This window comes from Streptomyces sp. NPDC052040, assembly GCF_044548405.1.
In the GTDB taxonomy this organism is placed as follows: domain Bacteria; phylum Actinomycetota; class Actinomycetes; order Streptomycetales; family Streptomycetaceae; genus Streptomyces.
This window is the reverse complement of sequence record NZ_JBIUBV010000004.1, coordinates 338155-357835: the sequence shown is the minus strand read 5'-3', so window position 1 is coordinate 357835 and position 19681 is coordinate 338155. Positions and strand designations below refer to the sequence as shown.

Below are 19681 nucleotides of genomic sequence, written 5' to 3'. Positions count from 1 at the left end.
CGGATCGGTGGCGCGCGGAACTTTTTCCGCGGCCGCCCGGCCCGCGTTTTCGCCCCGCCGATCCGTATCCCTTCCGGACGGTGGGCACAGCACGTGCCACGGGCAGCCGCGCGGGCCGTGCGCGTCGGCGGGGAGGGGGCGGAACAGGTGGAGGCGGACAGACTTCTGGTCCTGGTGGCCGGAGGTGACCAGCAGGCCTTCGAGGAGCTGTACGCGCTGGTGTCCGGGCCGGTGTTCGGCCTGGTGCGCAGGGTCGTGCGCGACCCGGCGCAGGCGGAGGAGGTGACCCAGGAGGTGCTGCTCGAACTGTGGCGCTCCGCACCGCGGTTCGACCCCGGGCGGGGCAGCGCCCTCGCCTGGGTCCTCACCCTCGCCCACCGCCGCGCCGTGGACCGGGTGCGCAGTGCCCGCGCCGCGGGGGAGCGCGAGCGGCGCGAGGCCCGGCGCGCCCACCACCCCGCCTTCGACCAGGTCGCCGAGGAGGTGGAGGCCGGTCTGGAGCGGGAGTGGGTGCGCCGCTGCCTGGACCGCCTGACCGCCCTCCAGCGCCAGTCGGTGACGCTCGCCTACTACGACGGCTACACCTACCGGGAGGTCGCCGAGCGGCTCTCGCTGCCGCTCGGCACCGTCAAGACCCGGATGCGCGACGGTCTCGCCCGGCTGCGCGACTGCCTGGGAGGGACCGCATGAGCATCCTCGACCGCCTGGTGCGCCGCGCGGACCCGCACTCCCTGGTGGCCCCCTATGTCCTCGACGCCCTGGAGCCCGCCGAACGCATCCGCTTCGAGCGGCACCTCGGAGGCTGCGGGCCCTGCGCCATCGAGGCGCGGGCGCTGTCCGAGGACGCCGTGCGCCTGGCCTGTTCCACGGCCGCGCCCGCACCGCCCGCCCTGCGCGAGAGGGTGCTCGCCGCCGTGCGCACCACCCCGCAGGACCACGCGCACGCCGAGCACGCGGCCGCGGACGGCGCGCACCGGGGCCGGGCGTCGCATCTGCCGCCGCATGTCTGGGGGGCCGCACCACCGCCCGCGCGGGCCCGTGCGCCCCGGCTGCGTCCGCTCTTCGGGCCGCTCGCCACCGCGACGGCCGCGGCGGCCATGGTCGTCGCCGCGCTCTTCGCCGTGCAGTCGGCGCGGACGCAGGCCGGACTCGACGCCGAGCGCGACCGGGCACGTGAGATCGCCCACGTTCTGGCCGCTCCGGACGCGCGCGCGGCCCACGGTAGGGAAGCCGGGGGCCAAGGAATCGGAGTAATCGCCTCCGCATCCGAGGGGCGCGCCGTCGTCACCCTCAGCGGACTCGACGCACCACCGCGCGGGCGTGTGCACCAGCTCTGGCTGATGCGCCCCGGTGCGCCACCGCGCTCCCTCGGGCTGTTCCACGGTGACGCGCCTGTCGTCGCGAGCGGCCTGGGTCCCGCGTCCTCGTCACTCGCCGTGACCGTAGAACCCGACGGGGGCTCAGCTCGCCCCACAGGCCTGCCAGTTGTTCAACTCGCCCTGCAATCCGTCGGATTCGGAGAGTAGTCGTCAACGCCCTTGTGGAGAAGGTGAATCCTGTCCCCGTAATACACGCGTGCCGCGAGGGAACGATAGGGTTAGCCTGCCCGGGCCGGGTGGACTCGTACGGGTGGGGAGTGACATGGAACAGATAACAGTGCGCAGCAGGGCGAGGGTCCCTGCGATCACTTGCGGGAGCAGTGCGACCAGTGCGCGCCTCGACCGCCATCTCTCGGTGCTGGGCGGCCCTGCCGTGCCGCAGCGCGAGACGGCGGAGGCGACGTTGCTGATGCGCGAGCTGACCGCACGTGGCGCCGCGCACCAGCGCAGCGTACGGGTGACGCGCGTCAGCAAGGTGTCGCTCTTTGCGCCGCTGCGCCGACTGCGCCGTTCGCTGTTCGGCGGGCACTGAGCGCTCCGGCGTTCCTCATGGCGTCCGCGACGCGGGCGCCCCAGGGCCCGTACTCAGGCCGCCACACCGTCCCGGCGCAACGCTGCGATCTCTTCGTCCGTCATCCCCACGGCGCGCAGCAGCGCCCCGGTGTGCTCCCCGAGTGCGGGCACGTCCCCCATCCGCGCCTCGTCCCCGCCCGGCAGCGTGATCGGCGGCAGCAGCGCCCTGAGTGTCCCCACCTCGCTGCCCACCTCCCGCCAGCGCTCCCGCGCCGCCAACTGCGGATGCCCGGCCAGCTCCCGGAGGTCCCGCAGCCGCGCGCAGGCGATACCCGCCCGCTCCAGCCGGGCCATCGCCTCCTCGGCCTCCAGCGCACCCAGCGCCTTGCCCACGAGTGAGTCCGTGCCCTCCCGGTGGGCCACCCTGGCCGCGTTCGTGGCGTACGAGGGGTCGTCGCCCAGCTCCGGCTGCCCGAGCACCTCCTCGGCCAGCCGCCGCCACTCCCGGTCGTTCTGCACCGACAGCAGCACCCGGCCGCCGTCCGCCGTCGGATAGGCGTCATAGGGGGCGATGACGGCGTGCGCCAGCCCGGTCCGCGCCGGTGGCGTGCCCTCGTGCATCGTGTGGTGCAACGGATGCCCCATCCACTCCGCCAGCGCCTCCAGCATGGAGATCTCCACCGGGCCGCCCCGTCCGGTCGTGCCCCGCCGGACGAGCGCCGCCAGCACCCCCGAGAACGCGTACATGGCCGCCGCGATGTCGGCCGCCGGAATGCCCGCCTTGACGGGCTGTCCGGGCGTCCCGGTCACCGAGACCAGTCCCGCCTCGCACTGCACCAGCATGTCGTATGCCCGTTTGTCCGCATACGGTCCGGATGCCCCGTAGCCCGAGATATCCACGGCCACCAGCCGCGGATGCGCGGCGCACAGGGTGGCGGCGTCCAGGCCGAGCCGGGCGGCGGCGCCCCGGGCCAGGTTCTGCACGAAGACGTCCGCGTCCGCGATCAGCCGCCGTAGGACCTCCAGCCCCCGGGGGTCCTTGAGGTCCAGGGCGATCGACTCCTTGCCCCGGTTGCACCACACGAAGTGCGAGGCCAGGCCGCGGGCGGCGGTGTCGTAGGCACGGGCGAAGTCGCCGCCGTCGACCCGCTCGACCTTGATCACCCGGGCGCCGAGATCGGCGAGCTGGCGGGTGGCGAAGGGGGCCGAGACGGCCTGTTCGACGGCGACGACGGTGAGTCCCTCAAGGGGCAGCGGGAGGCGGTCCATGGGCGCGATCATGACCCGCCGGGTGCCGCCTTGTCAGCAGTCCGTCACCGGGTCCGTGCGTACCGGTGCACGGCGGAGGGCGCGAACACCGCGATCAGCACCGCGCACCAGAGCAGCGCCCCGGTGACCGGATGCGCCACCGGCCAGGCCGCGTTCGGGGGGACGGGGGTGTCCCCGAAGAGGTGTCGCAGGGCCGTGGTGACCGCGCTGATCGGGTTCCACTCCACGAGGGTGCGCAGCCAGCCCGGCATGCCCTCGGCCGGGATGTACGCCGTGGACAGCAGCGGCAGCACAAAGGTCGTGCTGGCCAGCTGTCCGGCGGCCTCCTCGGTGCGGGGCAGCATCCCGAGGAACATGCCGGCCCAGGTGCAGGCGAACCGGAACAGCAGCAGCAGACCGAGCGCGCCCGCCGCCCGGGCCCAGGACCCTTCGATCCGCCAGCCCATCGCCGTCCCGGCCAGCAGCAGCGGGACGGTTCCCGCGGCGGAGACGAGGAGGTCCGCCAGCGCCTGTCCGAGGGGCACCGCGGCCCGGCTCACCGGCAGGGTGCGCAGCCGGTCGGTCACCCCCCGGTGGATGTCCTGGGCGGTCTGGAGCATCCCGGTGGTCAGCCCGCCCGCGGCCGTGGCCGCCAGCAGCCCCGGCAGCAGAAAGGAGCGGTACTGCTGCCCGGGCATCGCGACCGCGCTGCCGAAGACATAGCCGAAGAACAGCAGCATGGTGAGGGGCATGGTCTGGGTGAGGACCACCAGGCCCGGGTTGTTGCGGATCCGCCGCAGATGCCGGCCCAGCATCGCGGTGCCGTCGTACGCCAGGGCGCTCATGCCACACGCTCCGTACTGCCCGTCAGGCGGAGGAAGACGTCGTCCAGGGTCGGCGGCCGGATGCTCGCGTCAAGCAACGGCACCCCCGCCGTGTCGAGTTCGCGCACCAGGCGCGGCAGGGTGAGGGTGGGGTCCCGGGTGAGCGCGCCGACGGCGTTGCGGCCGTGGTCGAGCGAGGGCTCGGCGCCGGTCAGCCGGTCCAGCACGCCCGCCGCCCGCAGCAGGGCGTCCGCCTCGGCGACGACGACCTCCGCGTACGCCCCGATGAGCGCCTTGAGTTCGGAGGGCGAGCCGGTGTGCGCCGCCCGTCCGCGCTCCACCAGGACGACCGTGTCCGCGAGCTGGTCGGCCTCCTCCAGGTACTGCGTGGTCAGTACGACGGTGGTGCCCTCGGCGGTGAGGTCGCGCACCGCGTCCTGGATCAGGCCCCGGCCGACCGGGTCGAGGCCCGTGGTGGGCTCGTCCAGGAAGAGCACCTCGGGCCTGCGCACCAGACCGGCCGCGAGGTCCAGCCGCCGCCGCATCCCGCCGGAGTACGCGGCCGCGGCCCGGTCGGCGGCCTCGGCCAGGCCGAAGCGCTCCAGCAGTGCGTCGGCCCGCGCCGCCGCGTCCCGCACCCGGTGCAGCCGGGCGAACAGCCGCAGGTTCTGCCGCCCGGTGAGATCCCCGTCGACCGAGGTCTCCTGCCCGGTCACCCCGATCCTGCGGCGCACCGCCGCGGGCTCCCGCAGCAGGTCGTGGCCCGCCACCCGTGCCGACCCCGCGTCCGGGCGCAGCAGGGTGGTCAGCACCCGCAGGGTCGTGGTCTTGCCCGCCCCGTTCGGGCCGAGCACCGCGCAGACGGTTCCCCGGGCGACCGCGAGATCCAGGCCCCGCAGGGCGTGCGCATCGCCGAATCGCTTCTCCAGACCTTCACTAAGTACAGCGTACGTAGTTGCCATGAGCCGACCATAGCGCACTACGTACGGTGTACGTAACTACGATGGTGGGCGAGGTGATGACGGATGACGGGCCGAGCGGCCGGACCCCATGTGATCTGGGCGCGCCCCGAGCGCACGGGCCGCGGCCCCAGGCCCGCGTACACCCGCGCCGACATCGCGGCCGCCGCGGTGCGCATCGCGGACGCCGAGGGGCTGGACGCCGTCTCCATGCGGCGCGTGGCGGCCGAGCTGGGCTGCGGCACCATGTCGCTGTACAACTACGTCCCCCGCAAGGAGGACCTGTACGAGCTGATGATGGACGTCGTGGGCGGTGAGCACGAGCTGTGGGAGCCCGTGGGGGACTGGCGTGCGGACATGCTGCGCATGGCCCACCAGACCCGGGACCTCATGCACCGTCACCCCTGGCTGCCGCGCATGATCTCCGGCCACTACGGCTTCAGCCCCACGGCGCTGCGCTATCTCGAACACTGCCTGTCCTGCCTGGAGCCGCTGACGGCGTCCGCGGGCGCGAAGCTGGAACTCATCGCCATGGTCAACGGCGTGGTGACGACGGCCGTCTCCAACGAACTGGCCACCGCGGAGCGCGCCCGCACCCTGCCCTGGTCCGCGGAGCAGGAGCAGCAGGCGCGGATGGCCTATCTCGGCGGGCAGCTCGCGACCGGGTCCTATCCGCGGCTGGCGGCGGCCCTGACGGAGGCCGCCGGGCCCGTGGACCTGGACGCGGTGTTCCAACGGATCGTGGAACGCGTGCTCGACGCCTTCGAACCCAAGAGCCCGGGCGTGTAGCCGGGTCGGGAGCGGGTCCGGGGGGCGGGCCGGGAGTCGGGCCCGGAGTCAGGCTGGGAGCGAGGTCGGGAGCCGAGCCGGGAGCCGGGCTTCAGAGGAGTGCGAACTGCCCCTCGGGGCCCTCCTCGTGGTGGTCGAGCACGGAGGCCGGGCGGCGGGCCGCCGCCGGGACCGGCAGTACGCCCGCCGTGCGCAGCTCTTCCGCGGTGAGCGGCTCGGCGGGTTCCAACTCCCCATACCGCGGCCGATGTTCAGCGAGGAGGGCCAGCACTGTGATCAGCTCCAGCAGCTCCGAGGTCCATGCCTGGGGCCACCCCGCGGGGCGGATCGCCGTCAGGGTGCCGGGCTGCCCCGGCGCGATCCGGGCCGCGAACCACTGCTCCAGCACCCGGACCCCGCCCGCCTCGAACTCCCAGGCCCCGGCAGGGACCGGCGAGATACGGCCCTCGTCGAGATGGAGGGTCTCCTCGGCGGGGTCGTAGCGCAGGGTCAGGGGGCGGGAGGGCAGCGGGGAGCGGACGTAGGGGCGACGGCCGCCCGGCAGCTTGGGGCGCTCCCCGTCGCGGCGCATCAGCCACAGCGCCCGGCGGCCCAGTTCCACCCCGTGGGACCAGTGCTCGGGGCTCCCGGTGAGGGGAACGGCGAGTCCGGCCGGGCCTGGCCGCGCCGCCGCCGTGATCCAGGCGAGCACGTCCGGCGGGGAGGGCCTCAGGCCCAGCCGTGCGGTCAGCTGCTCCAGCAGGCCGGGCGCCAGGTTCGGTTCGCTGCCGCCCGGGCGGCGGTACAGCGGGCGGACGCGCCCGGTGCGCAGCAGCGGCGGCAGGGAGGTCGCGAGCAGGGCCGGCCCGCCCGGCTCCGCCGCCGTCTCCACCGCGAACACCTGGTGCCCGTCCGCGACCCGCCACAGCTCGGGGCGGGCCGTGTCGAGGAGCCGGTGGTCGGGGATCAGCCACTGCTCGTCGAAGGGGCCCGCGAGCACACGGACCGGCTCCGGGCAGGGGCCGACGGCACGGACCAGCTTCTCGGTGCCGCCTCTCCGGCCCGGCAGTTGGGCGACCGCGGAGTGCAGGGTACGGGAGCGCGTCGGCTCGAACAGCGCCTCCCGGTCGGGTCCTTCGGCCGTCAGCAGGGCGTCCCACCGCGCCGTGAGGCAGGCCGCGTCGGGTGCCAGCGGCCAGGCGCGGCCCGGCCGCAGCGGTGCGACGGACCACGGCATGAGGTCCGCGAGCAGCGGAGCGTCGTCGAGCGTCACGCCCGGCATCGTACGACGGCCTCAGGTGGCCTCAAGGGTCACCGTGAAGGAGAAGCGGTCCCCCCGGTAGTGGATCACCGCCACGTCCAGCACCCGCCCGCAGCCGTCGTAGGTGACGCCCGTGTAGTGCAGGATCGGGCTGAGCAGCGGGACGTTCAGCAGCCGGGCCGTCTCCGGGTCCGCGAGACGCGCCTCGACCGTGTCCGTGATGCGGCCGATGTCCGCGCCAACCACGTCCCGCAGCACCTTGGTCATCGGCCAGCGCACCAGGTCCTCGGGGTCGATGCGCCGCGCCAGCTCCGGACGGACGTAGTTGCGCGCATGGTTGGTCGGCTCGCCGGTCTTCTCGTCGCCGCGCAGCCGGTGGTAGGTCGCCACCTCGGTGAGATCCGGGAAGTGCTCGGCCAGCCCGGCCGGCACCGGTCCCGTGCCCCGGTCCAGCAGTTCGGTCCGCATCCCGGACTGCTGCGCCACGATCGCGTCCACCGAGCCCAGCAGCCGCACGGGTGTGCCCCGGCGGGCGCTGGGCTCGATGAAGGTGCCGCGTCTGCGGTGGCGGCTGATCAGCCCCTCGTCCTCCAGCTCCTTCAGCGCCTGCCGCATGGTCAGCACGCTCACCCCGTAGTGCCCGGCCAGCTGCTCCTCGGTGGGCAGCCGCAGCGGGTCCTGGGGCGAGCGCCCGAGTATCGAGGCGCGCAGCGACTGCGACACCTGGTACCAGAGCGGCAGTTTGCGGTTCAGGACGACCGAGTCGGGGGCGAAGGAGGTCACGCGCCGTCCGCACCGTTCGGCGAGGGCCGGTGCTCCGGGCGGTAGTGGCGCTCCATGCCCTGCCAGACGTCGTCGTACCCCTGCTGGAGGTGCTCGGCGTGGGCCGCGTGCGGGGTGAGGGTCAGCGGCCAGCGGGTCTCGAACATGAAGGCCAGACCGTCGTCGACCTTGTGCGGCCGCAGCTCGGCCGCGCTCGCCTTCTCGAAGGTCTCCCGGTCGGGTCCGTGCGCCGACATCATGTTGTGCAGCGAGCCGCCGCCCGGTACGAAGCCCTCCGCCTTGGCGTCGTAGGCGCCCTCCACCAGCCCCATGTACTCGCTCATCACATTCCGGTGGAAGTACGGCGGCCGGAAGGTGTTCTCGCCCACCAGCCAGCGCGGCGCGAAGACCACGAAGTCGACGCCCGCCAGACCGGGGGTGTCGCTCGGCGAGGTCAGCACCGTGAAGATCGAGGGGTCGGGGTGGTCGTAGCTGATGGTGCCGATCACATTGAAGCGGCGGAGGTCGTAGACGTAGGGCACATGGTTGCCGTGCCAGGCGACCACATCGAGCGGCGAGTGGTCGTAGACGGCCGTCCAGAGGTTGCCGCAGAACTTGTTGACCACCTCGACCGGGCCCTCGACGTCCTCGTACGCGGCGACCGGCGCCCGGAAGTCGCGTGCGTTGGCCAGGCCGTTGGCGCCGATCGGGCCGAGGTCGGGCAGCCGGAAGGGGGCGCCGTAGTTCTCGCACACATAGCCGCGGGCGCCCGGCGCCCGCCCGTCGCCGTCGTCGAGCAGCTCCACCCGGAAGCGGACACCGCGCGGGATCAGGGCCACCTCGGCGGGCTCCACCCGCAGCATGCCGAACTCCGTGTGCAGCAGCAGCCCGCCGCGCTCCGGCACGATCAGCAGTTCGCCGTCGGCGTCGCTGAAGACCCGCTCCATGGAGGCGTTGGCGTGGTAGAGGTGGACGGCCATGCCGGTGCGCTGGGTGGCGTCGCCGTTGCCGCCGAGGGTCCACAGACCGGCGAGGAAGTCCGTGCCCGCCGCGGGCTCGGGCAGTGGGCTCCAGCGCAGCCGGTTGGGGTCGGGCACGGTCTCGGTGAAGGGCGCCGAGCGCAGGGCGCCGTTGTCGGCGCGGGTGAACGACGGGTGGGCGGCGGAGGGCCGCACCCGGTACAGCCACGAGCGGCGGTTGTGCGCCCTCGGCTCGGTGAACGCCGTACCGCTCAGCTGCTCCGCATAGAGCCCGAGGGGGGCGCGCTGCGGGGAGTTGCGGCCCTCGGGCAGTGCGCCGGGCACCGCCTCCGAGCTGTGCTCGTTGCCGAAACCGGAGAGATAGGACAGCCCCTCCGCGATCTTCCTCGCGTCCCCGCTCATCGCCGCTCCCTCGTCACTGATTCCTATGCATCACCGTAGGATTAGGGAGGCGGGTGCGCAAGAGGGGGGCGCGGTGCGCGAGGGGGAGCAGGGAGCGGGTGCGCGGTCTCCCCGCCCGTGAGGGGGTCCTGAGTGCGGGGCGCGTCGAAATCCGTACAGGTGCACGAGGTTCACCGTCCCCCGGCGGAGAGGCATCATGAAACCCGTGCCCCACGCGACATCGCTGCGCCGCGCGCCCGTACAGCGCCGTAGCGCGGAACGACTGACCAGGATCCTCGACGCCTGCGCCGAACTGCTCGACGAGGTCGGCTACGACGCCCTCAGCACCCGGGCCGTGGCCCAGCGCGCGGGTGTGCCCATCGGCTCGGTGTACCGCTTCTTCGGCAACAAACGGGCGATGGCCGACGCCCTCGCCGAACGCAACCTCGAACGCTTCTCCGAGCGCGTCGCGCGTCGGCTTGCGGAGGCGGGCGGCGCGGGCGGCTGGCGCGCCGCCATGGACGCGGTGCTCGACGAGTACCTGGACATGAAGCGCACCGCGCCCGGCTTCTCGCTCGTCGACTTCGGCAACCAGATCCCGGTCGGCGCGCGCTGCACCGAGCCCAACCACCGGGTCGCCGACCGGCTGTCCGCCCTGCTGCCGGACCACCTCGGCCGGGAGCCGGACGAAGGCTTGCGGCGGGTGGTCCTGGTCGCGGTGGAGACCGCCGACACCCTGGTGCACCTGGCCTTCCGGGTGGACCCCGAGGGCGACGCGGGGATCATCGCGGAGGCGCGGGCGCTGCTGCGGGCCTATCTGGAGCGGGTGTTGGACTGAGGCGGGCGGGCTTCGGCGGGGCCAGCGTCCGTTCCCGCCGAAGCCTGGCGCCGGAAAACTAACGCCGCTAGTTTGGAGCCGTCTGTGGCAGCCCCGCCGGAAGGACGACGATGAAGGCCCATGACGGCATGTATATCGAGGGCGGTTGGCGCCCCGCCTCGGGACCCGGCACCACCGATGTCGTCAATCCGGCCGACGAGCAGGTCATCGGCCGCGTCCCGGCCGGGACCGCCGAGGACGTCGACATCGCCGTACGGGCCGCCCGGCGCGCCCTTCCGGCCTGGGCCGCCACCCCGCCCGCCCGGCGCGCCGAGCACCTCGCCGCTCTGCGGGACGTGCTCGTGGCACGCCAGGAGGAGTTCGCCGACACCATCACCGCGGAGCAGGGCTCCCCGCCCGCGTACGCCCGGACCGTGCAGACGGGACTGCCGATCGCGGTCGCGGGCTCCTACGCCGAACTGGCCGCAGCCCACGCCTTCGAGGAGCGCATCGGCAACTCCACCGTCCACCACGAGCCGGTCGGTGTCGTCGGTGCCATCACCCCCTGGAACTATCCCCTCCACCAGATCGTCGCCAAGGTCGCCCCCGCGCTCGCGGCGGGCTGCACCGTCGTCCTCAAGCCCGCCGAGGACACCCCGCTGACCGCCCGGCTCTTCGCCGAGGCAGTGCACGAGGCGGGCCTACCGGCCGGGGTGTTCGGGCTGGTCACCGGTCTCGGACCGGTCGCGGGCCACGCGCTGGTCGAACACCGGGGCGTCGACCTGGTCTCCTTCACCGGGTCCACGGTGGTCGGCCGCCGGATCGGCGCCATCGCGGGCGCGGCCGTGAAGAAGGCCGCCCTGGAGCTGGGCGGCAAGTCGGCCAACGTCATCCTGCCGAGCGCGGACCTCGCCCGGGCGGTCAATGTCGGCGTCGCCAACGTCATGGCCAACTCCGGCCAGACATGCAGCGCCTGGACCCGGATGCTGGTCCACCGGGACCAGTACGAGGAGGCCGTCGGTCTGGCCGCAGCGGCCGCGGACAAGTACGGCGACCGCATCGGCCCCCTGGTCAGCGCCGCCCAGCGGGACCGGGTGCGCGGCCATGTCGAGCGGGGCGTGGCGGAGGGCGCGCGCCTGGTCGCGGGCGGCCCCGACGCCCCCCGGGAGCGCGGCTACTACGTACGGCCGACCGTCTTCGCCGAGGTCGCCCCGGAGATGGCCATCGCCCAGGAGGAGATCTTCGGCCCGGTGCTGTCGATCCTCCGCTACGAGGACGAGCGGGACGCCCTGCGGATCGCCAACGGCACGGTCTACGGACTCGCCGGGGCCGTCTGGGCGGGCGACGACGCCGAGGCGGCCGCGTTCGCGCGCGGGCTGGAGACGGGCCAGGTGGACATCAACGGCGGCCGCTTCAACCCCCTCGCCCCCTTCGGCGGCTGGAAGCAGTCCGGCGTGGGCCGCGAACTCGGCGTCCACGGGCTCACCGAGTACCTCCAGACCAAGTCCCTCCAGTTCCGGGAAGGCTGAGCGAGATGGTCCGTGCCGCTGTCCTGTCCGCCGTCGGCGCACCACTGGAGATCACCGGCATCGAGCTGCCGGAACCGGGTCCCGGGCGGGTCCGTGTCCGGCTGGCCGCCGCCGGGGTGTGCCACTCCGATCTGTCCCTGGCCGACGGCACCATGCGGGTGCCGGTGCCCGCGGTCCTCGGCCATGAGGGCGCGGGGACGGTGGTGTCCGTGGGGGAGGGCGTCACCCATGTCGCCCCGGGCGACGGTGTCGTCCTCAACTGGGCGCCCTCCTGCGGCGGTTGCCCCGCCTGTGCGCGGGGCGAGGTGTGGCTGTGCGCGCACGCGCTGACCGGCTCGGGCGACCTCCACGCCCGCCGCGCGGACGACGGCAGTGATCTGCACCCGGGGCTCAATGTGGCCGCGTTCGCCGAGGAGACGGTAGTGGCGGCGTCCTGTGTGCTGCCCGCGCCGGACGGGGTACCGCTGGCCGACGCGGCCCTGCTGGGCTGTGCAGTGCTGACCGGCTACGGGGCCGTGCACCACGCTGCCCGGGTGCGGCCGGGGGAGACGGTGGCGGTGTTCGGTGTCGGCGGGGTGGGGCTTGCGGCCCTCCAGGCGGCGCGGATCGCGGGCGCGGAGCGGATCGTCGCGGTGGACGTGTCCCCCGCCAAGGAGGAGCTGGCCCGGCGGGCGGGCGCCACCGACTATCTGATCGCCTCCGACACCACCCCCCGCGAGATCCGCGTCCTCACGGACAAGCAGGGCGTCGACGCGGCCGTGGAGTGCGTGGGCCGCGCGGTCACCATCCGCGCCGCCTGGGAGTCCACCCGCCGCGGCGGCCGCACCACGGTCGTCGGCATCGGCGGCAAGGACCAGCGGGTCACCTTCAACGCCCTGGAGATCTTCCACTGGGGCCGCACCCTGGCGGGCTGCGTCTACGGCAACGCCGACCCGGCCGAGGATCTGCCGGTCCTGGCCGGTCATGTACGGGCGGGCCGCCTGGACCTGGGCGCCCTGGTGACGGAGCACATCACCCTGGAGGGGATCCCGGGAGCCTTCGAGAACATGCTCGCGGGGCGCGGCGGACGGGCACTGGTGGTGTTCTAGGCGACGCCCGCGGGGGCGTGCTTGCGCCGGGCGGTGTTCCGGTGCGTGCGCCTGCTCCGGGGCAGTGTGCCCGAGCGCGCGCTGCTTCGCGGTGGCGCCCGGGGGCTCATGCGCCGGTTCCAGGCGGTGCCCCGGGGGCTCGTGCGCCGCTTCTAGGCGGTGCCCCGGGGGCTCGTGCGCCGGGCCCGGCCGAGGTGGCGGTACTGGCCCTCCAGTCCGTCCAGCAGGGCCGAGAGTCCGGTCTCGAAGGCCCGTTCGTCGATCTTCTCCTGCCGCTCGGCGAGGCGGTGGGCCTGGCCGAGGTGCGGATAGTCGGCGGGGTCGTACGCCGCGGCGTCGTCCACGAAGCCGCCCGCGAAGGAGCCGAGCGCGGAGCCCATGACGAAGTAGCGCATCAGCGCCCCGATGGAGGTCGCCTGCGCGGGCGGCCAGCCCGCGTCCACCATGGCCCCGTAGACCGCGTCCGCGAGCCGCAGCGCGGCCGGGCGGCGGCCGGGGCCGCGCGCCAGCACCGGCACGATGTTCGGATGCTCGCGCAGGGCGGCCCGGTAGGAGACCGCCCAGTCGTGCAGCGCCCGCCGCCAGGGCCGGCCGTCCTCGAACATCGACAGGTCGACCTGGGCGCTCACCGAGTCCGCCACCGCCTCCAGGATCTGGTCCTTGGTGGGGAAGTGGTTGTAGAGGGAGGGGCCGCTCACCCCGAGTTCCGCGGCGAGGCGGCGGGTGGAGACGGCCGCGAGCCCCTCCGCGTCCACCAGCGCCCTCGCCGTGGCGACGATGCGGTCGGTGCTCAGCAGGGGCTTGCGCGGTCGGGCCATGGCGCACATAGTAGGGCTGCGCCTTTAAACTAGCAGCGCTAATTTAAGGGCCTCGGACCTTCCCTTGGGGTGACGCGTCGTGAACCTGGAGCTGAGCGAGGAGCAGTCGGCCGTGCAGCGGCTGGCCGAGGACTTCGTGGCCCGCGAGGTCACCCCGTACGCCGCCACCTGGGACCGGGCCGAAGAGGTCGACCGGTCCATCGTCGGCAAGCTGGGCGAGGTCGGCTTCCTCGGGCTCACCATCGACGAGGCGTACGGCGGCTCGGGCGGCGACCACCTCGCGTACTGCCTGGTGACCGAGGAACTGGGCCGCGGCGACTCCTCCGTGCGCGGGATCGTCTCGGTCTCCCTCGGCCTGGTCGCCAAGTCGGTCGCCGCCTGGGGCAGCGAGGAGCAGAAGCGCCGGTGGCTGCCGGGCCTCACCTCCGGTGCGTACCTCGGCTGCTTCGGCCTGACCGAGCCGGGCACCGGCTCCGACGCGGGCCGTCTGACCACCCGGGCGGTGCGCGACGGCGGCGACTATGTCGTCAACGGCACCAAGATGTTCATCACCAACGGCACCTGGGCCGATGTCGTGCTGCTGTTCGCCCGCTCCACGGACGCCCCCGGCCACCGGGGCATCTCCGCCTTCCTGGTGCCGACCGACAGCCCCGGCCTCACCCGGCGCCCGGTCCACGGCAAGCTGGGCCTGCGCGGCCAGGCCACCGCCGAGCTGGTCTTCGAGGACGTACGGGTGCCGGCCTCCGCGATGCTCGGCCCCGAGGGCAAGGGCTTCACCGTCGCCATGTCCGCGCTCGCCAAGGGCCGTATGTCGGTCGCCGCGGGCTGTGTCGGCATCGCCCGGGCCGCCCTGGACGCGGCCGTGCGGTACGCGGGGGAGCGGGAGCAGTTCGGCGGCCCCATCGCCCGCCACCAGCTGGTCCAGGAGCTCCTGAGCGACATCGCCGTCGACGTGGACGCGGCACGCCTGCTGACCTGGCGGGTCGCCGATCTGATCGACCGCGGGCAGCCCTTCGCCGTCGAGTCCTCCAAGGCCAAGCTCTACGCCTCCGAGGCCGCCGTCCGGGCCGCAGGCAACGCCCTCCAGGTCTTCGGCGGCTATGGCTACATCGACGAGTACCCGGTGGGCAAACTCCTGCGCGACGCCCGGGTGATGACCCTCTACGAGGGCACCAGCCAGATCCAGAAACTGGTGATCGGACGCGCGCTCACGGGGGTTTCGGCGTTCTGAGGGGCGCGGCGCGGCGGGGCGGCCGCACGCCCGGCCCCGTCCCCGCGGAGCAGGCAGGCTAAGCGCTCGCTCACCGTCGGCGGTAAAGTGTTGCCCCGGTCTGGTGAGAGGGGCAAGAGGGCGATGACAACGGCGGAGGAGACGGACGGCGGCGAGGCGCAGCCGTGGGCCGAGGTCACCCCGGACGCGGCCCGGCGGCTTCTCGTGGCCGCGGTGGAGGCCTTCGCCGAGCGCGGCTACCACGCGACGACCACTCGTGACATCGCGGGCCGCGCGGGCATGAGCCCCGCCGCGCTCTACATCCACTACAAGACCAAGGAAGAGCTGCTCCACCGCATCAGCCGGATCGGGCACGAGAAGGCCCTGGAGATCCTGCGGACCGCGGCCCGGCGCGAGGGCACGGCGACCGAGCGCCTCGCCGACGCCGTCAGCTCCTTCGTCCGCTGGCACGCCGGGGGGCGCACCACCGCCCGGGTGGTGCAGTACGAGCTGGACTCGCTGGGCCCGGACGCCCGCGCCGAGATCCTCGCCCTGCGCCGCAAGGTCGACGCCGAGGTGCGCGGGGTCATCGAGGACGGCGTGGCCACCGGCGAGTTCGACGTGCCGGACGTGCGGGGCACCACGCTGGCGGTGCTCTCCTTGTGCATCGACGTGGCCCGCTGGTTCAGCCTCGACGGCCCCCGCACCCCCGACGAGGTCGGCGCGCTCTACGCCGACCTCGTGCTGCGGATGGTCGGGGCGCGGCCCTGAGCCGGTCGCGGAAGGCTCAGAGGTAGTAGCGGGAGACCGACTCGGCCACGCAGACCGGCTTCTCGCCGCCCTCGCGCTCCACGGTGAAGGCGACGGTCACCTGGACCCCGTCCCGGACGTCCTCGACGCCGGTGATCACCGCGGTGGCGCGCACCCGGGAGCCGACCGGTACGGGGGCGGGGAAACGGACCTTGTTCGTCCCGTAGTTGACGCCCATCCGCACGCCCTCGACCTGGATCAGCTGCGGCGCGAAGAGCGGCAGCAGGGACAGGGTGAGATAGCCGTGGGCGATGGTCGTGCCGAAGGGGCCCGAGGCCGCCTTCTCGGGGTCGACATGGATCCACTGGTGGTCGCCGGTGGCCTCCGCGAACAGATCGATCCGCTTCTGGTCGATTTCCAGCCAGTCGGTGTGGCCCAACTGCTCGCCCACCGCAGCTTTCAGGGCGTCGACGGATGGGAAGGTCCTCGGCTCTGCCATGGTCCCGGCCTCTCGCGTGATGCATCGGTATGCCTAAGCAACTGCTTAGCATGGTCGGGAGTCGGGGCTCTGTCAACGGACCGGCCCTGAGGGGGGTGCGGACGCCCGGGTGTGGACAGCCCGCACCGCAGGCCGCCCACGGGGGGGGTGCGACATCCCCGGCGCACCCCCGCGCCTCGGGGCCTCTCGTGTGGGTCACGCCGGGCTCGGCCCGATCCGGACGAAAGACCCTCGGCGTGGCCGTCACGCCGATACGAGCATCCGGGTGCGCCTGGCGTCCGCCAGGGCCCCTGAGGTCAGCACGGGTTCCGGGACCACGATGCCGCAGTCCGTGCAGACCGGACCCGACGACGGCTCGTGCGCCAGGTCGTACCTCCACAGCAGCCGCTCCCCGGTGCACACCGGGCAGGCCGTGCCCGGCTCGCGCTCCAGCGCGGCGATGAGCCGCCGCAGCACCTCGGCCAGCGGCTCATGCGGATGGACCTCCGGGTCGTCGCACCAGGCGACGCCGAAGCCGCCCCAGGTCAGCCGGTGCCAGTCGTCCACACTGCCCGGCCGGCGCAGTCCGTCGTGCTTCTCCTTCCTGCGGCGCTCGGTGAAATCGGCCTCATAGGTGAGCCAGACGGAACGGGCCTCCTCCAGCTCCACCAGTGCGGCCACGAGCCGCACCGGATCGGGGGAGCGGTCCTCGGGGCCGAAGGCGGCCCGGGAGCACAGATGGTCCCAGGTCGCCCGATGCCCGTAAGGGGCGAACTTCTCCAGGCACTTGCGCAGTGAATAGCGCCGCAGTGCCAGATCGCACCTCGGATCTCGTACCTGTCTCGCCAGACTCCGGAAACCGGCCATCGCCCTGCACCTCCGTCACACCAGCAGCTGTACTTCGGTTACCTCGGCGTCGTCGTACGGACGTCGCCGAATAGACGTATCGACAAGCAATTCGGCTCCATCCTTCGTCGAAGACCTCCCCGCGTTGTTTCGTTCGAGCGATTGAAAGTTGACGCATGTTCATCTTCAATCGCCGGGATACCGGCGGTAACGTCCGGCCGCCCCCACTCCGTCGGGAGGAGCTGCCATGCCACAGAGCACCCCACGCAACATCCTCGACAGACTGAGAACTCCTCGTAGATACCCGAAGTTCCTCAAGACCGCTTCGATATGCCTCCTCGTGGGCGGTCTTTTGTCGCCAATCTCGGCGACGGCCGCCTCCGGCACCCCCGCGGCGGCCCCCGCCGCTGCCCCCAACGACTACTGCGGCGGCCAGTGTTCGGACATCCTGCCGCCCGGCGAGAACGGCAACGCCACCCTCGCCCAGATCCTCCTCAACCAGGCCTTCGGCACCCAGCCCGGCCACGCGGAGGACCAGCTCGGCCCCTACGCCAACCTGGCCTCGGGCTACGCAGGACTCACCGACGCGAAGATCAACACCTTCTTCAACGACGCCTCCTTCGGCGTCCCCTCCGACCAGGTCGCCTCCACCGAGAAGCCCGGCGGCCGCGGCGACGTGACCATCGTCCGCGACAAGAAGACGGGCGTCCCGCACATCACCGGCACCACCCGCTATGGCACCGAGTACGGCGCCGGATACGCGGCGGCCGAGGACCGGCTGTGGCTGATGGACGTCTTCCGGCACGTCGGACGCGGCCAGCTGACCTCCTTCGCCGGCGGCGCCGCCGCCAACCAGGGCCTTGAGCAGCAGTTCTGGCGCAACGCCCCCTACACCGAGGCCGACCTCCAGGCCCAGATCGACCGGGCGGTGGCGAACGCCGGGGACCGCGGCAAGCAGGCCCTCGACGACGTCAACGCCTACATCTCCGGCATCAACGCCTACATCGACGCCTCCGACTCCGGCCGCTACTTCCCCGGCGAGTACGACCTCACCGGCCACAAGGACCCCATCACCAACTCCGGGACCATCGAACACTTCAAGGTGACCGACATGGTCGCGCTCGCCTCCGTCATCGGCGCGCTGTTCGGCTCCGGCGGCGGCGGTGAGGTCAACAACGCCATCTCGCTGCTCGCCGCCCAGGACAAGTACGGCGTGGCCGAGGGCACCAAGGTCTGGGAGTCCTTCCGCGAGCGCAACGACCCCGAGGCCGTGCTCACGGTCCACAACGGCGAGAGCTTCCCCTACGCGACCAGACCCGACAGCCCCAAGGGCGAGGCGCTGCCCGACCCCGGCTCGGTGACGGCGGAACCGCTGGTCTACGACCGCACCGGCAGCGCGAGCGCGTCGAGCTCCACCCGCGCCTCCACGTCCGCGGCGGACACGGCCCTCACCTCCGCCCGGCGCGGCATGTCCAACGCCCTGGTGGTCAGCGGCAAGTACACCGCGAGCGGCCACCCGATCGCCGTCTTCGGCCCGCAGACCGGCTACTTCGCGCCACAGCTGCTCATGCTCCAGGAGATCCAGGGCCCGGGCATCAGCGCCCGGGGCGCGTCCTTCGCGGGCCTCGGCATGTACGTCGAACTGGGCCGCGGCCAGGACTACTCGTGGAGCGCCACGACCTCCGGCCAGGACATCATCGACACCTACGCCGTCGAACTGTGCCAGGACGACTACCACTACCTGTACCACGGCACCTGCACCGCCATGGACAAGATCGAGCAGAAGAACGCCTGGTCCCCGACGCTCGCCGACGGGACCGCGGCGGGCTCCTACACGATGCGGGTCTGGCGGACCAAGTACGGCCCCGTCGAGTACCGCGCGACCGTCGGCGGCAAGAAGGTCGCCTACACCACCCTGCGCTCGTCGTATCTGCACGAGGCCGACTCGATCATCGGCTTCCAGATGCTGAACGACCCCGGCTACGTCAAGGGCCCGCAGGACTTCGAGAGCGCGGTGCAGCACATCAACTACACCTTCAACTGGTTCTACGCCGACTCCCGGCACACCGCGTACTACAACAGCGGCGACAACCCGGTGCGCGCCGACGGAGTGGACGCCGAGTTCCCGGTGTGGGCGCAGCCCGCCTACGAGTGGCGCGACTGGGACCCGGCGGTCAACACCGCCGACTACACACCCCCGTCCCGGCACCCCAACTCCCTCGACCAGGACTACTACATCTCCTGGAACAACAAGCAGGCCGCGGACTACACCTCCGCTCCCTGGGGCGAGGGCTCGGTCCACCGCGGCAATCTGCTGGAGGACCGGGTGAAGAAACTGGTGGCCGCGGGCGGGGTGACCCGCTCGGCGCTGACCAAGGCCATGGCGGACGCGGCGCTGGCCGACCTGCGGGCGGAGGACGTACTGCCGAAGCTGCTGAAGGTCATCGGCAGTTCGGCGGTCACCGACCCCACCGAAGCGGCGGCGGTGAGCAAGCTGTCGGCCTGGGTGTCGGCGGGCGCCCGGCGCACGGAGACCTCGGCCGGTTCCCACACCTACGCCGACTCCGACGCCATCCGCATCCTGGACGCCTGGTGGCCGCTGCTGGTGAAGGCCGAGTTCGAGCCCGGCCTCGGCAGCGACCTGTACACGGCCCTCGCCGCCAACCTGCCGGTCGACGAGTCGCCGTCGGCCGCGCACGGCCCGACCGGCGCACACGCCGGAAGCTCCTTCCAGTACGGCTGGTGGAGCTATGTCGACAAGGACATCCGAGCGGTGCTGGGGCAGCCGGTGCAGGGCCCGCTGGCGCAGAAGTACTGCGGCGGCGGAGACCTGGGCGCCTGCCGGGACGCCCTGCTCGGCACCCTCAAGCAGGCCGCGGGCATGACCGCGGCCCAGGTGTACCCCGGCGACGACCAGTGCTCGGCCGGTGACCAGTGGTGCGCCGACTCGATCGTCCAGCGGCCGCTGGGCGGTATCAAGCACGGCCGGATCGGCTGGCAGAACCGGCCGACGTTCCAGCAGGTGGTGGAGTACACCTCGCACCGGTAGGCGCGGGACGGCGGCGGACCG

General features: G+C 73.0%; 19 protein-coding genes. 10 read left to right on the top strand and 9 right to left on the bottom strand.

Going from position 1 to position 19681, the window contains the following annotated elements; translation table 11 throughout:
• Nucleotides 1–93 precede the first annotated feature (93 nt).
• The 3 genes from ACIHAA_RS12390 (at nucleotide 94) to ACIHAA_RS12380 (ending at nucleotide 1911) form a co-directional block, all read left to right on the top strand.
• Entirely contained in the window at nucleotides 94–690 is a 597-nt protein-coding gene (locus tag ACIHAA_RS12390; RefSeq protein ID WP_399815996.1) for a sigma-70 family RNA polymerase sigma factor, read from the top strand.
• Nucleotides 687–1526 carry an anti-sigma factor domain-containing protein gene (locus tag ACIHAA_RS12385; RefSeq protein ID WP_399815994.1) on the top strand — a complete coding sequence of 280 codons (840 nt, stop codon included), beginning with the start codon at nucleotides 687–689 and terminating at the stop codon, nucleotides 1524–1526. Before ACIHAA_RS12390 ends, ACIHAA_RS12385 begins: the two co-directional genes overlap by 4 nt.
• 115 nt (nucleotides 1527–1641) lie before the next feature.
• Complete coding sequence (locus ACIHAA_RS12380; protein ID WP_399815992.1) at nucleotides 1642–1911, top strand: hypothetical protein; 270 nt, start codon at nucleotides 1642–1644, stop codon at nucleotides 1909–1911.
• Nucleotides 1912–1964: 53 nt separating this feature from the next.
• Here the strand turns inward: ACIHAA_RS12380 and ACIHAA_RS12375 are convergent, their stop codons facing one another.
• The 3 genes from ACIHAA_RS12375 to ACIHAA_RS12365 are packed head-to-tail and all read right to left on the bottom strand — an operon-like array spanning nucleotide 1965 to nucleotide 4926.
• A complete protein-coding gene (locus tag ACIHAA_RS12375; protein ID WP_399815990.1) occupies nucleotides 1965–3161 on the bottom strand; it encodes a CaiB/BaiF CoA transferase family protein in 1197 nt (398 codons plus the stop codon).
• Nucleotides 3162–3205: 44 nt separating this feature from the next.
• The gene (locus tag ACIHAA_RS12370; RefSeq protein WP_399815988.1) at nucleotides 3206–3985 is read right to left on the bottom strand and encodes an ABC transporter permease; all 780 of its coding nucleotides are present in this window, start codon (nucleotides 3983–3985) and stop codon (nucleotides 3206–3208) included.
• Nucleotides 3982–4926 (bottom strand): ATP-binding cassette domain-containing protein, encoded by a 945-nt coding sequence (locus ACIHAA_RS12365; protein ID WP_399815986.1) that lies wholly within the window; start codon nucleotides 4924–4926, stop codon nucleotides 3982–3984. Before ACIHAA_RS12365 ends, ACIHAA_RS12370 begins: the two co-directional genes overlap by 4 nt.
• A 63-nt stretch (nucleotides 4927–4989) precedes the next feature.
• Between ACIHAA_RS12365 and ACIHAA_RS12360 the strand changes: the two genes are divergently transcribed.
• Nucleotides 4990–5712: a TetR/AcrR family transcriptional regulator gene (locus ACIHAA_RS12360; RefSeq protein ID WP_399815984.1), complete on the top strand. Its 723-nt coding sequence runs from the start codon at nucleotides 4990–4992 to the stop codon at nucleotides 5710–5712.
• A 91-nt stretch (nucleotides 5713–5803) separates the two neighbouring features.
• On the opposite strand, the gene ACIHAA_RS12355 is transcribed toward ACIHAA_RS12360, so the two are convergent.
• Genes ACIHAA_RS12355 through hmgA form a run of 3 tightly spaced genes read right to left on the bottom strand, consistent with a single transcriptional unit; the run spans nucleotide 5804 to nucleotide 9096 of the window.
• Nucleotides 5804–6973: a type ISP restriction/modification enzyme gene (locus ACIHAA_RS12355; RefSeq protein WP_399815982.1), complete on the bottom strand. Its 1170-nt coding sequence runs from the start codon at nucleotides 6971–6973 to the stop codon at nucleotides 5804–5806.
• Nucleotides 6974–6985: 12 nt separating this feature from the next.
• Nucleotides 6986–7735 carry a GntR family transcriptional regulator gene (locus ACIHAA_RS12350; protein ID WP_399815980.1) on the bottom strand — a complete coding sequence of 250 codons (750 nt, stop codon included), beginning with the start codon at nucleotides 7733–7735 and terminating at the stop codon, nucleotides 6986–6988.
• Nucleotides 7732–9096, bottom strand: coding sequence for a homogentisate 1,2-dioxygenase (gene hmgA / locus ACIHAA_RS12345; RefSeq protein WP_399815978.1), 1365 nt, complete (start codon nucleotides 9094–9096; stop codon nucleotides 7732–7734). The genes ACIHAA_RS12350 and hmgA overlap by 4 nt, the downstream gene beginning before the upstream one ends.
• A gap of 196 nt (nucleotides 9097–9292) precedes the next feature.
• Between hmgA and ACIHAA_RS12340 the strand changes: the two genes are divergently transcribed.
• The 3 genes from ACIHAA_RS12340 to ACIHAA_RS12330 all read left to right on the top strand — a co-directional run bounded on the left by ACIHAA_RS12340 (nucleotide 9293) and on the right by ACIHAA_RS12330 (nucleotide 12509).
• Nucleotides 9293–9913, top strand: a complete 621-nt coding sequence (locus ACIHAA_RS12340) for a TetR family transcriptional regulator (RefSeq protein WP_399815976.1) — start codon at nucleotides 9293–9295, stop codon at nucleotides 9911–9913.
• Between the two features lie 110 nt (nucleotides 9914–10023).
• Complete coding sequence (locus tag ACIHAA_RS12335) at nucleotides 10024–11421, top strand: aldehyde dehydrogenase family protein (RefSeq protein WP_399815974.1); 1398 nt, start codon at nucleotides 10024–10026, stop codon at nucleotides 11419–11421.
• A gap of 5 nt (nucleotides 11422–11426) precedes the next feature.
• Nucleotides 11427–12509, top strand: a complete 1083-nt coding sequence (locus ACIHAA_RS12330) for a Zn-dependent alcohol dehydrogenase (RefSeq protein WP_399815972.1) — start codon at nucleotides 11427–11429, stop codon at nucleotides 12507–12509.
• A gap of 152 nt (nucleotides 12510–12661) precedes the next feature.
• Here ACIHAA_RS12330 and ACIHAA_RS12325 read toward each other — a convergent pair whose 3' ends face one another.
• The gene (locus ACIHAA_RS12325) at nucleotides 12662–13327 is read right to left on the bottom strand and encodes a TetR/AcrR family transcriptional regulator (protein WP_399815970.1); all 666 of its coding nucleotides are present in this window, start codon (nucleotides 13325–13327) and stop codon (nucleotides 12662–12664) included.
• A gap of 79 nt (nucleotides 13328–13406) precedes the next feature.
• Between ACIHAA_RS12325 and ACIHAA_RS12320 the strand changes: the two genes are divergently transcribed.
• Nucleotides 13407–14558, top strand: a complete 1152-nt coding sequence (locus ACIHAA_RS12320) for an acyl-CoA dehydrogenase family protein (RefSeq protein ID WP_399815968.1) — start codon at nucleotides 13407–13409, stop codon at nucleotides 14556–14558.
• Between the two features lie 123 nt (nucleotides 14559–14681).
• Entirely contained in the window at nucleotides 14682–15308 is a 627-nt protein-coding gene (locus tag ACIHAA_RS12315) for a TetR/AcrR family transcriptional regulator (protein WP_399815967.1), read from the top strand.
• A gap of 16 nt (nucleotides 15309–15324) precedes the next feature.
• Here ACIHAA_RS12315 and ACIHAA_RS12310 read toward each other — a convergent pair whose 3' ends face one another.
• Nucleotides 15325–15786: a MaoC family dehydratase gene (locus tag ACIHAA_RS12310; RefSeq protein ID WP_399815965.1), complete on the bottom strand. Its 462-nt coding sequence runs from the start codon at nucleotides 15784–15786 to the stop codon at nucleotides 15325–15327.
• Nucleotides 15787–16029: 243 nt separating this feature from the next.
• Nucleotides 16030–16632, bottom strand: coding sequence for a hypothetical protein (locus ACIHAA_RS12305; protein ID WP_399815963.1), 603 nt, complete (start codon nucleotides 16630–16632; stop codon nucleotides 16030–16032).
• Between the two features lie 226 nt (nucleotides 16633–16858).
• On the opposite strand from ACIHAA_RS12305, the gene ACIHAA_RS12300 reads away from it, so the two are divergent.
• Nucleotides 16859–19660: a penicillin acylase family protein gene (locus tag ACIHAA_RS12300; protein WP_399815961.1), complete on the top strand. Its 2802-nt coding sequence runs from the start codon at nucleotides 16859–16861 to the stop codon at nucleotides 19658–19660.
• Nucleotides 19661–19681: the final 21 nt, after the last annotated feature.

Excerpts from the sequence above, each read along its gene's own strand:
- ACIHAA_RS12385 (WP_399815994.1), top strand. The coding sequence starts at position 687 with ATGAGCATCCTCGACCGCCTGGTGCGCCGCGCGGACCCGCACTCCCTG.
- ACIHAA_RS12380 (WP_399815992.1), top strand. The coding sequence starts at position 1,642 with ATGGAACAGATAACAGTGCGCAGCAGGGCGAGGGTCCCTGCGATCACT.
- ACIHAA_RS12375 (WP_399815990.1), bottom strand. The coding sequence starts at position 3,161 with ATGGACCGCCTCCCGCTGCCCCTTGAGGGACTCACCGTCGTCGCCGTC.
- ACIHAA_RS12370 (WP_399815988.1), bottom strand. The coding sequence starts at position 3,985 with ATGAGCGCCCTGGCGTACGACGGCACCGCGATGCTGGGCCGGCATCTG.
- ACIHAA_RS12365 (WP_399815986.1), bottom strand. The coding sequence starts at position 4,926 with ATGGCAACTACGTACGCTGTACTTAGTGAAGGTCTGGAGAAGCGATTC.
- ACIHAA_RS12360 (WP_399815984.1), top strand. The coding sequence starts at position 4,990 with ATGACGGGCCGAGCGGCCGGACCCCATGTGATCTGGGCGCGCCCCGAG.
- ACIHAA_RS12355 (WP_399815982.1), bottom strand. The coding sequence starts at position 6,973 with ATGCCGGGCGTGACGCTCGACGACGCTCCGCTGCTCGCGGACCTCATG.
- hmgA (WP_399815978.1), bottom strand. The coding sequence starts at position 9,096 with ATGAGCGGGGACGCGAGGAAGATCGCGGAGGGGCTGTCCTATCTCTCC.
- ACIHAA_RS12340 (WP_399815976.1), top strand. The coding sequence starts at position 9,293 with ATGAAACCCGTGCCCCACGCGACATCGCTGCGCCGCGCGCCCGTACAG.
- ACIHAA_RS12335 (WP_399815974.1), top strand. The coding sequence starts at position 10,024 with ATGAAGGCCCATGACGGCATGTATATCGAGGGCGGTTGGCGCCCCGCC.
- ACIHAA_RS12330 (WP_399815972.1), top strand. The coding sequence starts at position 11,427 with ATGGTCCGTGCCGCTGTCCTGTCCGCCGTCGGCGCACCACTGGAGATC.
- ACIHAA_RS12325 (WP_399815970.1), bottom strand. The coding sequence starts at position 13,327 with ATGGCCCGACCGCGCAAGCCCCTGCTGAGCACCGACCGCATCGTCGCC.
- ACIHAA_RS12315 (WP_399815967.1), top strand. The coding sequence starts at position 14,682 with ATGACAACGGCGGAGGAGACGGACGGCGGCGAGGCGCAGCCGTGGGCC.
- ACIHAA_RS12310 (WP_399815965.1), bottom strand. The coding sequence starts at position 15,786 with ATGGCAGAGCCGAGGACCTTCCCATCCGTCGACGCCCTGAAAGCTGCG.
- ACIHAA_RS12305 (WP_399815963.1), bottom strand. The coding sequence starts at position 16,632 with ATGGCCGGTTTCCGGAGTCTGGCGAGACAGGTACGAGATCCGAGGTGC.
- ACIHAA_RS12300 (WP_399815961.1), top strand. The coding sequence starts at position 16,859 with ATGCCACAGAGCACCCCACGCAACATCCTCGACAGACTGAGAACTCCT.